Below are 13,393 nucleotides of genomic sequence, written 5' to 3' on the forward strand. Positions count from 1 at the left end.
CTTTTCATCGACACACGAGAACCATGCCCGACCCAGAACATCCACCGCCTGCCTGACCGCGCGACGCAGCGTGAAGCAGGCAGGCCGAACCGGAGAAGAAAAATGAACTTCATGCTGCTCAAGGCCTTTTTCGCGGGTTTTCTTCGCACCCGCCACATTTCCCGCCACTTCCGCCGGCTGGCGCTGCTGGACACGCTGGCCCGCACCGGCGTCAGCCGCGAGCTGCCGCCGGGCCTGACGAAAATCCTGGTTGCCGCGGCCAAGGCCGACGCCGGCGAACTGCTGAAGCACCTGGACAGTCACGAGGACGGCTTGTCGGAGAGCCAGGCCGCGGCCATACGCGAGCGCGTGGGCCCGAACGAGGTCGAACACGAGAAGCCGCTGCCCTGGTGGAGGCATCTGTGGCATTGCTACAGAAATCCGTTCAACCTCCTGTTGACCCTGCTGGCGGCGATCTCCTATCTGACCGAGGACACCAAGGCCGCGCTCGTCATCGGCACGATGATCGTGCTGTCGACGCTGCTGCGCTTCTGGCAGGAAGGCAAGTCCAACCGCGCCGCCGATGCGCTCAAGGCCATGGTCGGCAATACCGCCACGGTGGTGCGGCGCGACGCTACCGAGGACGCCGCACGGCTTTTCGAGCAGTACTACGGCGTCCACCTGCGTGCCCGCGCGGCCCGGCGGGTGGAACTGCCGATCCGGCTGCTGGTGCCGGGCGACGTGATCGCGTTGGCGGCGGGCGACATGATTCCGGCCGATTGCCGCATCCTGTCGGCCAAGGACCTGTTCGTATCGCAGGCGGCGATGACGGGCGAGGCCATGCCGGTCGAGAAGTTCGCGCTGCATCGCGACGCCGGAACGGTGAACCCGCTGGAGCTGGAGAACATCCTGTTCATGGGGACCAACGTGGTCTCGGGCGCGGCCACGGCGGTAGTGGTGGGCACCGGCAACCAGACCTATTTCGGCATGCTGGCCGGCCGCGTCACCGCCGTCGACCGGGGCCAGACTTCGTTCCAGGCCGGCGTCAACAAGGTGAGCTGGCTGCTGATCCGCTTCATGTTCGTGATGGCGCCGCTGGTGCTGCTGATCAACGGCTTCACCAAGGGCGACTGGATGGAGGCGCTGCTGTTCGCGCTGTCCATCGCGGTCGGCCTGACGCCCGAGATGCTGCCGATGATCGTGACTTCCACGCTGGCCAAGGGCGCGGTGTTCCTGTCGCGCAAGAAGGTCATCGTCAAGCGGCTCGATGCCATCCAGAACTTCGGCGCGATGGACGTGCTGTGCACCGACAAGACCGGGACGCTGACGCAGGACCGCATTTTCCTGGCCCGGCACGTCGATGCCTGGGGCGAGGATTCCGATGCCGTACTGGAGCTGGCCTACTTGAACAGCTACTACCAGACGGGGCTGAAGAACCTGCTGGACGTGGCCGTGCTGGAACACGCCGAGATGCAGCGCGAACTGGAACCCGCCGCGAATTTCCGCAAGGTGGACGAGATTCCGTTCGACTTCGAGCGGCGCCGGATGTCGGTGGTGGTGGCCGAGTATGACGACCATCACCTGATCATCACCAAGGGCGCGGTCGAGGAAATCCTGTCGGTCTGCACCCGGGTGCGCCACGGCGAGGACACCGAGGCTCTGACGCCCGCCGTGCTGGCGGACATCCGCAGGGTGACGGCCGAGTTCAACGGGGAAGGGCTGCGGGTGGTCGCGGTGGCGGCCCGGGAACAGCCGCCGGCGCAGGAAACCTTCGGCGTAGCCGACGAGCGGGACCTGACCCTGATCGGCTACGTGGCGTTCCTGGATCCGCCCAAGGAGTCCACCGCGCCGGCGTTGGAGGCGCTGGCGCGGCACGGCGTGGCGGTCAAGGTGCTGACCGGCGACAACGAACTGGTCACGGCCAAGATCTGCCGCGAGGTGGGGCTGGCGCAGCAGGGCATGCTGTTGGGCGGCGACATCGAAGGCATGGGCGATCGCGAGCTGGCGCAGGCCGTCGAGCGCTACAACGTTTTCGCCCGCCTGACCCCCGCGCACAAGGAGCGCATCGTGCGTCTGCTCAAGGCCAACGGCCACGTGGTGGGATTCCTGGGCGACGGCATCAACGACGCACCGGCGCTGCGCGCCGCGGACATTGGCATCTCGGTGGACACGGCGGTGGACATCGCCAAGGAAGCCGCCGACATCATTCTGCTCGAAAAGAGCCTGATGGTGCTGGAGGAGGGCGTGCAGGAAGGGCGCCGCACCTTCGCCAACATGCTGAAGTACATCAAGATGACGGCCAGCTCGAATTTCGGCAACGTGTTCTCGGTGCTGGTGGCCTCGGCCTTCATCCCGTTCCTGCCCATGCTGCCCATGCACCTGCTGGTGCAGAACCTGCTGTACGACATCTCGCAGATCGCCATCCCGTTCGACAACGTGGACGACGAACTGCTGCAGAAGCCGCAGCGCTGGCAGCCCGGGGATATCGGTCGTTTCATGGTGTTCTTCGGGCCGATCAGCTCGGTGTTCGACATCACGACCTACGCGATGATGTGGTTCGTGTTCGGCGCCAACTCGCCCGCGCACCAGACGCTGTTCCAGTCGGGCTGGTTCGTGGTGGGGCTGCTGACCCAGACCCTGATCGTGCACATGATCCGCACGCCCAGAATCCCCTTCATCCAGAGCCGCGCCGCCGTGCCGCTGATGGCGATGACGGCCGCCATCATGGCGATCGGCATCTTCCTGCCCATGGGGCCGCTGGCGCACTACTTCAAGCTGCAGGCGCTGCCGCCGCTGTACTTCGCCTTCCTGCCGGCGATCTTGCTGGCCTACATGGGACTGACCCAGGCCATGAAGGGCATCTACGTGCGTCGCTACGGCTGGCAGTAACCCCCGCCAGCCTGTTTTGGGGGGCTGCCGCGTAGCGGCTGGGGGCCCACCATTCTGGGCGCGCGTCAGCGCGTAGGGGGGGACCTACATCGGCATCATGTTCGCGTTCATGTTGTGCAGCACCCATGCGGAGCCGCCGACGATGATCGCGATGATCAGCACGGTGAAGACGAAGGACGACAGATTCTCGCGCTGTTCGGGCGAGGTGCCCATGTGCAGGAAGAACACCAGCTGGACCAGCAGTTGCAGCACGCACAGCACGACGATGGCCGAGACGGCGGCAAAGCCGGTCAGTGCGCCGGTCATTACCACGCCGAAGGACAGCGCGGTCAGCACGATGCAGAGGACGAAGCCGACCAGATAGGACTTGACCGAGCCGTGGCTGGCGTGGGAATCGTGGCCTTCGGCGGTGGAGGAGTGTTGCGCCATTACAGGGCTCCCATCAGGTAGACGAAGGTGAACACGCAGATCCAGACCAGGTCCAGGAAGTGCCAGAACAGGCTCAGGCAGGCCATGCGCCGGCGCACGATGGCGTCCAGGCCATGGCGGCTGATCATGTGCATCATCACGGCCATCCAGATCAGGCCCGAAGTCACGTGCAGGCCGTGGGTGCCGACCAGGGTGAAGAAGGCCGACAGGTAGGCGCTGCGCTGCGGACCCGCGCCCTCGGCGATCAGGTGATGGAACTCATAGATTTCCATGCCGATGAAGCCGGCGCCGAACAGGAAGGTCACCGCCATCCAGGCCAGCACCTTGCCGCGCTGCCCGGCATGCATGGCCAGCATCGCCATGCCGAAGGTCACGCTGCTGACCAGCAGCAGCATGGTTTCGGTCAGCACGAACGACAGGTCGAACAGCTCGCTGCCATGCGGCCCGCCCGCGGTCGCGCCCGACAGCACGGCGAACGTCGCGAACAGCACCGAGAAGATGAGCAAGTCGCTCATCAGATAGATCCAGAACCCCAGTACGGTCTTGGACCCATCGTCGTGATGCTCATGCCCCCCATGGGCATGATGATCGCCACCATCCTGGCGATGCGTATGAAGAATTGCTGCGCTACTCATATTGATCTTTATAAAACCGGCGCTTCGCACCGACACACTGCTACACGACCCAGGATGCGGTGGATCCGGCTTTGCCGGTCCACCCGCATCGCCCCCTGGGGGGCGCGCGTAAGCGCGTAGGGGGGGGCTCTACGCCGCCTGCTTCAGCGACTCGTAGTGGGCGTTCTCGATACGCGCCACTTCGTCGGCCTTGACGTAGTAGTCCACGTCGCGGTCGTAGGCGCGGGCGATGAAGGCGCCGATCATGCCGGCCAGGCCCAGGCCCGCCAGCCACCAGATGTGCCAGACCAGGGCGAAGCCGAGCAGGGTGCCCGCCACGCCGATGTAGACGCCGGCGCCGGTGTTGCGCGGCATGTGGATGTCTTCGTAGTGGGCGGGACGCTGGTAGGCGACGCCGGTTTCCTTGTCATGCCAGAACTGATCGAGGTGGGACACTTGGGGCACCTTTGCGAAGTTGTAGAACGGCGGAGGAGAGGGAATGGACCATTCCAACGTACGGCCACCCCACGGGTCGCCGTCGAAGTCGACGTTCTTCTTGCGGTCGCGGATGCTGACGAAGATCTGCAGCAGCAGGAAGAAGATGCCCAGCGCGATGATGACCGCGCCCACCCAGGCGACGATCAGGTACGGCTGCCAGGCCGGATTGTCGTAGTGGTTCAGGCGGCGCGTCATGCCCATGAAGCCGAGGATGTACAGCGGCATGAAGGCCATGAAGAAGCCGATGAACCAGCACCAAAACGAGTACTTGCCCAGGCGTTCGTTCAGCTTGAAGCCGAAGGCCTTGGGGAACCAGTACACCATGGCGGCGATACACCCGAACACGACACCGCCGATGATGGTGTTGTGGAAGTGGGCGATCAGGAACAGGCTGTTGTGCAGCACGAACGACACCGCGGGGATCGCCATCAGCACGCCGGTCATGCCGCCGATCACGAAGGTGATCATGAAGCCCAGCGTCCACAGCACGGGCGTGGTGATCTCGACCCGGCCGCGATACATCGTAAACAGCCAGTTGAAGATCTTCACGCCCGTGGGCACCGAGATGATCATCGTCGCGATGCCGAAGAAGGCATTGACGTTGGCCCCCGAGCCCATGGTGAAGAAATGGTGCAGCCAGACCAGGAACGACAGCACGCCGATCGCGGCCGTGGCGTAGACCATGGACTTGTAGCCGAACAGCGACTTGCGCGAGAAGGTGGCGATGATTTCCGAGAACGCGCCGAAGCAGGGCAGGATCAGGATGTAGACCTCGGGGTGGCCCCAGATCCAGATCAGGTTCACGTACATCATCACGTTGCCGCCCAGGTCATTCGTGAAGAAGTGCATGCCCAGGTAGCGGTCGACGGTCAGCAACGCCAGCGTGGCCGTCAGCACCGGGAAGGCGGCGACGATCAGGATGTTGGTGACCAGCGCGGTCCAGGTGAACACCGGCATCTTCATCATCGTCATGCCGGGTGCGCGCATGCGCAGGATGGTGACGATGAAGTTGATGCCGCTGAGCGTGGTCCCCAGCCCTGACAGCTGCAAGGCCCAGATGTAGTAGTCGACCCCCACGCCCGGGCTGTAGTCCAGGCCGGACAGCGGCGGATAGGCCAGCCAGCCGGTGGCGGCGAACTCGCCCACGAACAGCGACATCATGATCAGCACGACACCGCCGCCGAACAGCCAGAAGCTGAGCGAGTTCAGGAACGGGTAGGCCACGTCGCGGGCGCCGATCTGCAGCGGCACGACGATGTTCATCAGGCCCGTGATGAACGGCATGGCCATGAAGAAGATCATGATCACGCCGTGGGCGGTGAAGATCTGGTCGTAGTGGTGGGGAGGCAGGTAGCCGGCCGCGTCGCTCGAGGCGATGGCCAGCTGCGTGCGCATCATGATGGCATCGGCGAATCCGCGCAGCAGCATGATCAGCGCCACGATGATGTACATGATGCCGATGCGCTTGTGGTCCACCGTGGTCAGCCATTCCTTCCACAGGTAGGTCCACTTGCCGTAATAGGTGACGGCGCCAAGCATGGCGGCGCCCAGAATGACGACCGCGGCCAGCGTGACCATGACGATGGGTTCATGGTACGGAATGGCATCCAGGGTCAGTTTCCCGAACATCGATTTACTCCGACAAGGCAATCTTGGGGGTGTTGGCAGGCGTGCACATTCCGGTATCCATGCCTGCGGAGGCCATGTACTGGTAAATGATGCCGTCGAACATGTTGGGCTCGGCGCCCGAGTAGTAGGCCACGGGCTCGTGCTCGCTGGGCGAGACCAGCGCCTGGTAGGCCTCGGGCGTCATCTTGCTGGGCGACGCCTGCGCGTTGCGGACCCACTGCTCGAAGTCCGCCTGGCTGCTGGCGATGGCCTTGAAGCGCATGCCCGAGAAGCCCGAGCCGCTGTAGTTGGCCGAGATGCCCGCGTAGGTGCCGGCTTCGCGCGCGATCAGGTGAAGCTTCGTTTCCATGCCCGCCATGGAATAGATCTGGCTGCCCAGCTGCGGGATGAAGAAGGAGTTCATGACCGAGGCGGACGTGATGCGGAAGTTGACCGGCGTGTCCACCGGGAACTGGATCTCGTTGACGGTGGCGATCTTGTACTCGGGGTAGATGAACAGCCACTTCCAGTCCAGCGATACGACGTCGATCTCGATCGGCTTGACCTCGGACTGCAGGGGACGGTAGGGATCCAGCTCGTGCGAGCTCTTCCAGGTCAGCACCGCCAGGATGCCGACGATGATGCAGGGAATGGTCCAGACCACCACTTCGATGGCGGTGGAGTGCGACCACTTGGGGTCGTACTTGGCCTGGGTGTTCGAGGCGCGGTACTTCCAGGCGAACCACAGGGTCAGGATGATGACCGGCACGACCACCAGCAGCATCAACCCGGTCGCGGTCAGGAGCAGGGTTTTTTCCTGGGCGCCGATGTCGCCCTTGGGATTCAGGATGTCCATGTTGCAGCCAGCCAGCAGCAACATCATGGCGCCGACACACAATGTGCGTCCCGCGTTCGCGAAGAAGGATTTACTCACGTCCAGCCTTGGTGTGTAGAAACGTTGGCGAAATCCGCCAGTTCCGCATCCTACTGAACGTGCCTAGAGGGGGCCTGCGACAAATAGTCGCGCGCGGCGGGGGTTGGCAGCGGTCCCCCGGAACGGCGCGGCCGGGCGCGCCTTGCATCGCACCATTTGTGGCGAATTGTGACCGTGGGGCCTAGGGAATAGCCCTGCGACAATATGTCGCACCGGTGTTCGCCTGGCGGGCGCTTATTCGGGTTCCGGACCCCGCTCCGGCCCGGGCCGCTTGGCCAGTTTGCGCTGCAGCGAGCGCCGGTGCATGTTGAGCAGGCGGGCGGCCGCCGAGACGTTGCCGCCGGTTTCGTGCAGCGCCTGCTGGATGTGCTCCCACTCCAGGCGGTGCAGGGGGATCATGGTCGATTCCACCGTGACGGCCTCGGCCTTCTCCAGGCCCAGCGCGCGCAGGATCATGTCGGCCGTGGCCGGCTTGGGCAGGTAGTCGTCGGCGCCGCGCTTGATGGCGTCGACGGCGGTCGCCACGCTGGCGTAGCCGGTCACGAGCAGGATGCGCATGTCAGCGCGCAGGGCGCGCAGCGGCTTGATCAGCGTGAGCCCGGAGTCGTCGCTGCTGAGCTTGAGGTCGACCAGCGCGAAGCCGGGGCGGATCTCGTCGGCGATGCGCAGGGCCTCGGCGATGGTGGTGGCGGTGCGGGTTTCGAGCCCGCGCCGTGCCAGGCTGCGCTGCAGCGTGCGCAGGTAGAGTTCGTCGTCGTCGACCAGCAGGCCGATATCCAGGTCAGTCATCATGAGGTCACAGTGGTTTCCACGGGCAATTGGAACTGGATGCGCACGCCGCCGCCCTCGGCGGCGGTCATGGTCATCTCGCCGCCCAGGCGTTCGACCGTGGCATGCGACAGCGCCAGGCCCACGCCCAGGCCGCCGGGCTTGCCGCTGCGGAACAGCGTGGCGGGCAGGAGCGGCTGGTCGGGATTGAGGCCGCGTCCATAGTCGCGCACCACGCCGCGCACCATGCCCCCCTTGCATTCCAGGTGCAGGTCCACGTAGGGGGCGCCGGCCTGGACGCCGGCATCGGCGGCATTGTTCAGCAGGGCCTGGAGCAGGTGGGCGACCGAGGGTTCGACGCGCAGGCCGCGCGGCAGGACGCCGGTGCGGTGCAGTTCGACCGTGGGGCGGACCAGTTTCCACTGCTCCACCACGCGTTCCAGTTCCACCTCGGTTGGGACAGCGAGATTGCGCACGCGTTCCCGGCACAGGGCCAGCAGCTCGGTCAGCATCTCGGTGTCGGCGCGCAGGTCGTCGGTGTCGGCCTGGGCGGCGATCTCGTCGGCCAGCAGCGTCATGGTGGCCAGCGGCGTGTTCAGCTCGTGCGCCATCGAGGCGGCGTGGGTGGCCAGTGCCACGATGCCTTCGTTGCGGGCGAAGCGTTCGCGCAGGTCGGCCAGTTCCCGTTCACGGTTGCGCAGGTCGGCGGCCAGCCGGGTCGAGAAGATCAGGATGACGCTGACCGAGATCAGGAAGCTGGCTGCGATGCCCCACAGCAGCAGTTCGTAGGCGTCGCCGGGGGCGTGCAGCGGATGGCCGAAGATGGCCGCCGCGGCGTAGCCGACCACGCCCGCGCCCGCGGTGGCGTAGGCCCAGCGGTTCGGCAGCGCCATCGCCGCCAGGGCGATCAGCACCAGGAACAGCAGGCCGAAGGGATTGCTGATGCCGCCGCTCCAGGCCACCATCCACGCCAGCACGACGATGTCGACCAGCATGTGCAGGAAGGCCGTCGCGTGCGAGGGTTCGTCGCCGGTGCGCAGGCGCCAGCCGGCGTAGAGATTGAACAGCACGAGGGTGGCGACGCCGCTCCACAGCATGCCCAGGGGCAGGTCCACGCCCAGGGGGCCGCTGGCGATGAAGATGGTGGCGGCCTGGCCGCCTATGGCAAGCCAGCGCAGGCTGGACAGCGTGCGGAGGAAGGAGATTTCTGTGCGGCTCATACGATGGGAGATGGCCGGCGGCGGACGCGCCGGCAAGCTCCATTATGACGCACGAGCAGTGGACGCCGCCGGGAGGCGGCGCGCGTTCAGGCCTGGGAGGCGGGCGGCTGGCCCCGGCGCAGCGCCAGGCCCAGCATGATGAGCGTGATGCCCTGGAAGAGCAGGTCCAGCGACAGCAGCAGGCCCAGTATCCACAGGCTGTTCTCGGGCCAGCCCATGGCCACCAGGAGTCCGGCCAGCAGCGTGACGGCGCCCGACAGCGCCAGCCAGCCCCAGCCCCGCTGGCCGCGATGCTGGAACCAGATCCACAGGCGCAGCGCGCCCGAGGCGATCAGGAAGGCTCCCAGCAGCAGCGTCAGCACCGCCGCGCCTGCCAGCGGGTTGTACAGGGCCACGCCGCCGGCGATGGCGTAGAGCAGGCCGCCCAGCGTCCAGAACAGGAAGCCGCGCCAGTCCTTCACGCGCCAGGCCTGCACCAGTTGCCCGATGCCCGCGACCAGCATCATGGCGCCGACGAACAGGACGCTGGCGACGGTGGCGGCCAGGACGTAGGCCCCGGCCACGAAGCCGAGGACCAGCATCAGCACGCCCAGCGCGACGAACCAGCCCCAGCGGGCGCCCAGCGCTTTCAAGGTTCCGGTCAAGTCGACGCCACCCGGCACAGGCGCGGGATTTGGAGCATCTGCCATGTCTGTTCCCTCCGTGGTTCGGCACGCCGCGCGTCCCCATACGCGGTGTATCCACCTCGTACGGTACCAGCGTCTAGCCGGGGGCGCCCAGCAAATCTTGTAACCGCTCGATCAGGGGGCGCTGCCCCTCGATCAGCTTTTCGCGCGCGGCATCCAGGCCGAACCACTCGGCGCGGTCCACCTCGGGGAAGGCCTGGAGGCGGCCGCTGCGCGGGGGCCATTCCAGTTCGAAGGTATTGCTGCGCAGCGTGGCGGGGTCGAAATCGCCTTGCAGGGCGAAGGCCACGACTTCCTTGCCGGCTTTCTGCCGGACCCGGCCCAGCGGCACGGGCGTGCCGGCCGGCAGGGTGCCCGTTTCTTCGTGGAATTCGCGCAGCGCGGCGGCCGCGTCGTCCTCGCCGGGTTCGGGCGCGCCCTTGGGGATGGACCAGGCGCCGGCGTCGCGCCTGCGCCAGAACGGGCCGCCGGGGTGGACGAGCAGGACTTCCCAGTCATGCGCGCCGCGGCGATACAACAGCAGGCCGGCGCTCGACGCGCGGGCCGGGGTGGATCGCGCGGCGCCGCTCATGAATGGCCGGTCCGGCCGGCGGGCAAGGGAGCGCGGCGCATGTCGGCGCAGGCCAGGCCGAAGATGGCCAGGCCGCCCGCGGCCAGCAGCAGGCCGACCCAGCCGGTGGAGGCCCAGCCCAGGCCGGCCGAGATCGTCAGGCCGCCCAGCCACGCGCCGAGCGCGTTGGCCAGGTTGAAGGCCGAATGGTTCAGGGCCGCGGCCAGCGTCTGCGCGTCGCCTGCGACGTCCATCAGGCGGATCTGCAAGGCCGGGCCGATGGCCACGACGGTGCCGATCAGGAAGACGTTGAACGCACCCAGCCAGATGCTGGAGGCGGTCAGGCAGAACAGCCCCAGCACCAGCCCCGACCAGACCAGCAGCCCGCCTATGGTGGGCATCAGCGCCTTGTCCGCGAGCCGGGAGCCGGCCAGGTTGCCGGTGACCATGCCCACGCCGAACAGCGCCAGAACGAAGGGGACCCCGTGCACCGGCAGGCCGGCCAGTTCCATCATCGTGGGCTTGATGTAGCTGAACACGGCGAACATGCCGCCGAAGCCGATCGCGCCTATGCCCAGCGTCAGCCAGACCTGTTTGCGGCGCAGCGCGCCGAGTTCGCGCCAGGGGCTGGCGCCTTCGCTGGCGGGGATGTCCGGAATCCAGCGCCAGACCAGCAGCGAGGCCAGGACGCCGATGACGCCCACCAGCGCGAAAGCGGCGCGCCATCCCAGCCATTGGCCCAGGCCCGTGGCCAGCGGCACGCCGATCAGCGTGGCCACGGTCAGGCCCAGCATGACGTAGCCCACGGCACGCGCGCGCTGGCCCGCCGGCGCCAGGTGCGCGGCCACCAGGGCGGCTACGCCAAAGTAGGTGCCGTGTGGCAGGCCGGTCATCAGGCGCATCAGGATCATCGACAGGTAGCCGGGCGCCGCCGCGCTGGCGAAGTTGCCCAGCGCGAAGAAGACCATCAGCGCCACGAGCAGCGCGCGGCGCGGCATGCGGGCGCCCAGGACCGCCAGCACCGGCGCCCCCACGACGACGCCCAGCGCGTAGGCGCTGATCAGGTGCCCGGCGGTCGGGATGGAGATGCCGAGATCCTGGGCCGCGTCGGGAAGCAGCCCCATGATGACGAATTCGCCGGTGCCTATGCCGAACCCGCCCAATCCGAGCGCGAGCAGGGCGCGGCCGAAGGAGGGCGGCCGCGAGGAAGCGGCGGCGGAATCGGGAAGTGCTGCGGTCGGGGAGGCGGGGGCGTGCATGGAGGGGAGATATGGCCGCGGGGGCGCGAATGCGGGTCCGATAGCTTAGCAGGTGCAGGTTGCAGTGCACAAAAACATGGCCGCCGGACGCGGGCTATGATGCGGGGCTCGAACGCGGTTCCTTCCGGGGACCGCGGTGCAGGAATCACGACGGAGGCCCCATGAGCGACATCACCATCTATCACAATCCCGCCTGCGGCACCTCGCGCAAGGTCCTGGCCCTGCTGGAAGAGCGCGGCCTGGAGCCCACCGTGATCGAGTACCTGAAGACGCCGCCCAGCCGCGACACGCTCAAATCCCTGATCGCCGCGATGGGCCTGCCGATACGCGAGGCGATGCGGGTCAAGGGCAGTCCCTACAAGGAGCTCGGGCTGGGCGATCCGAAATGGAGCGACGACGAACTGCTCGACTTCATGATGCAGCATCCCATCCTGATCAACCGCCCCATCGTCGTGACGCCGCTCGGCACGCGGCTGTGCCGGCCGATGGAGACGGTGCTGGAGCTGCTGCCTGGGGCCAGTTCCCGCTAAAAAGAGGCTCGCTTGATCCACGCAAGGTACTGGCCTTAGAGCAGGATCCGGCCTTCGATGCAGTCGGCCACGTCGCCGCCCACCCAGATGTCATCTTCTTCCCGGCTGACGTGCACCCGGCCGGCGCGGCCCAGGGCGGTGCCCTGGCTGGCCACATAGCGGCCCGGGGCGAGCCCGGCGCCGATCAGCCATTGCGCGATGCCGGCGTTCAGGCTGCCGGTCACGGGATCCTCGGGCACGCCCAGGCCGGGGGCGAAGGCGCGTACCTCGAACTGCGCCTCGGTGCCATCCAGAGCGGGATCCCAGGGCGCGACGACGCCGATCTTGAGCGTGCCCATGGCTGCGTGGTCCGGCTTCAGCGCCAGGACCTGCGCGCGCGTGGCCAGCATGACCGCCATCCAGGCCGGTCCGTTGTCCACCCAGTTGGCGGCGCGTATGACATCGGGCGCGATGCCCAGGCCTCGCGCGGCCTGCGCGAGCGTGGCCGGATCGACGTCGCCCGCGCGGCGCAGCGGTGGCGCCGCGAATGCCAGGCGCCCCTGCGTGCGCCGTATCCGGACCAGGCCCACGCCGCATTCCTGCACGATGTCCGCTCCCCGCGGCTGGCCACCGGCCCGCAGCCAGGCATGGCAACTGCCCAGCGTGGGATGGCCGGCGAAAGGCAGTTCGCCGGCCGGCGTGAAGATGCGTACCCGGTAGTCCGCTCCGTCCTGGGTGGGGCGCAGCAGGAAGGTGGTCTCGCTCAACCCGGTCCAGCGGGCAAGCGCGGCCATGCGCGTTTCATCGAGATCGTCGGCGCCGTGCACCACGGCCAGGGGGTTGCCTTGCAGCGGGACGGCGGTGAACACGTCGACCTGGCTGAAATCGTGGAGAGAGGGGAGCGGTGTCGTCATGGATCGGGGTCAAACGTAGCTGGAAAGCAGGATATTGGTTTCGGTGTTGGCGATGCCGGGGATCAACCGGATGCGTTCCAGCGCGCGGTCGAAGTCCTCGAGGTTTCCGGCGCGCAACTCGGCCACGATGTCCCACCGGCCGTTGGTCGTGTGCAAGGCCTGGATGGCCGGTTCGCCCCGCAGCGACTGCAGGACCCGGCGGGCCGTGTTGCCCTCGATTTCTATGCTCATCCACGCGCGTATGCCGCGGGGTTCGGCGTCAGGCCGCAGGCGCACGGTGTAGCCGACGATGATGCCCTGTTCCTCGAGGCGGGCAAGCCGATTCTGGACCGTGCCGCGCGAGACGCGGAGCTTCTGGGCCAGCGTGGAGACCGGCGTGCGCGCGTTGTCGCGCAGCAGGGCGATCAGGCGATGGTCGACGTCGTCCATGATGGTGTCCCCCGGCGCGGGTGAGGATGGCAAAACGATAGCAGAGTCTGGCGTTATGGCAATCCGTCGGTAGAAATGCGCAGTTTCTTGCACTCCTTCTTGGCGGC

At 67.0% G+C, this 13,393-nt stretch carries 13 protein-coding genes; 2 read left to right on the forward strand and 11 right to left on the reverse strand.

Annotation, left to right across the window (positions count from 1 at the left end; translation table 11 throughout):
* Positions 1-102 precede the first annotated feature (102 nt).
* Positions 103-2,868: a magnesium-translocating P-type ATPase gene (gene mgtA, locus CDO46_RS19190; protein WP_087840081.1), complete on the forward strand. Its 2,766-nt coding sequence runs from the start codon at positions 103-105 to the stop codon at positions 2,866-2,868.
* An 84-nt stretch (positions 2,869-2,952) separates the two neighbouring features.
* On the opposite strand, the gene cyoD is transcribed toward mgtA, so the two are convergent.
* The 9 genes from cyoD to CDO46_RS19235 all read right to left on the reverse strand — a co-directional run bounded on the left by cyoD (position 2,953) and on the right by CDO46_RS19235 (position 11,434).
* Entirely contained in the window at positions 2,953-3,297 is a 345-nt protein-coding gene (cyoD, locus tag CDO46_RS19195) for a cytochrome o ubiquinol oxidase subunit IV (RefSeq protein WP_087840082.1), read from the reverse strand.
* The gene (gene cyoC, locus CDO46_RS19200; RefSeq protein ID WP_087840083.1) at positions 3,297-3,932 is read right to left on the reverse strand and encodes a cytochrome o ubiquinol oxidase subunit III; all 636 of its coding nucleotides are present in this window, start codon (positions 3,930-3,932) and stop codon (positions 3,297-3,299) included. The genes cyoD and cyoC overlap by 1 nt, the downstream gene beginning before the upstream one ends.
* Positions 3,933-4,061: 129 nt before the next feature.
* Complete coding sequence (cyoB, locus tag CDO46_RS19205; protein ID WP_087840084.1) at positions 4,062-6,038, reverse strand: cytochrome o ubiquinol oxidase subunit I; 1,977 nt, start codon at positions 6,036-6,038, stop codon at positions 4,062-4,064.
* A gap of 4 nt (positions 6,039-6,042) precedes the next feature.
* Positions 6,043-6,900 carry a ubiquinol oxidase subunit II gene (gene cyoA, locus CDO46_RS19210; protein WP_087840085.1) on the reverse strand — a complete coding sequence of 286 codons (858 nt, stop codon included), beginning with the start codon at positions 6,898-6,900 and terminating at the stop codon, positions 6,043-6,045.
* 285 nt (positions 6,901-7,185) lie between these two features.
* Entirely contained in the window at positions 7,186-7,740 is a 555-nt protein-coding gene (locus CDO46_RS19215) for a response regulator transcription factor (protein ID WP_087840272.1), read from the reverse strand.
* Positions 7,740-8,939, reverse strand: coding sequence for an ATP-binding protein (locus tag CDO46_RS19220; RefSeq protein ID WP_087840086.1), 1,200 nt, complete (start codon positions 8,937-8,939; stop codon positions 7,740-7,742). Before CDO46_RS19220 ends, CDO46_RS19215 begins: the two co-directional genes overlap by 1 nt.
* A gap of 86 nt (positions 8,940-9,025) precedes the next feature.
* Positions 9,026-9,628 (reverse strand): HdeD family acid-resistance protein, encoded by a 603-nt coding sequence (locus tag CDO46_RS19225; protein ID WP_087840087.1) that lies wholly within the window; start codon positions 9,626-9,628, stop codon positions 9,026-9,028.
* Between the two features lie 73 nt (positions 9,629-9,701).
* On the reverse strand, positions 9,702-10,196 hold the full coding sequence (locus tag CDO46_RS19230) for an NUDIX domain-containing protein (protein WP_087840088.1): 495 nt from the start codon (positions 10,194-10,196) through the stop codon (positions 9,702-9,704).
* Positions 10,193-11,434 (reverse strand): MFS transporter, encoded by a 1,242-nt coding sequence (locus CDO46_RS19235; protein WP_087840089.1) that lies wholly within the window; start codon positions 11,432-11,434, stop codon positions 10,193-10,195. Before CDO46_RS19235 ends, CDO46_RS19230 begins: the two co-directional genes overlap by 4 nt.
* 161 nt (positions 11,435-11,595) lie before the next feature.
* Between CDO46_RS19235 and arsC the strand changes: the two genes are divergently transcribed.
* Entirely contained in the window at positions 11,596-11,964 is a 369-nt protein-coding gene (arsC, locus tag CDO46_RS19240) for an arsenate reductase (glutaredoxin) (RefSeq protein WP_087840090.1), read from the forward strand.
* Between the two features lie 35 nt (positions 11,965-11,999).
* Here arsC and CDO46_RS19245 read toward each other — a convergent pair whose 3' ends face one another.
* The gene (locus tag CDO46_RS19245) at positions 12,000-12,857 is read right to left on the reverse strand and encodes a PhzF family phenazine biosynthesis protein (RefSeq protein ID WP_087840091.1); all 858 of its coding nucleotides are present in this window, start codon (positions 12,855-12,857) and stop codon (positions 12,000-12,002) included.
* 9 nt (positions 12,858-12,866) lie between these two features.
* Positions 12,867-13,286 carry an Lrp/AsnC family transcriptional regulator gene (locus tag CDO46_RS19250; protein ID WP_087840092.1) on the reverse strand — a complete coding sequence of 140 codons (420 nt, stop codon included), beginning with the start codon at positions 13,284-13,286 and terminating at the stop codon, positions 12,867-12,869.
* Positions 13,287-13,393 lie beyond the last annotated feature (107 nt).

This window comes from Pigmentiphaga sp. NML030171, assembly GCF_002188635.1.
Lineage (GTDB): Bacteria > Pseudomonadota > Gammaproteobacteria > Burkholderiales > Burkholderiaceae_B > Pigmentiphaga > Pigmentiphaga daeguensis.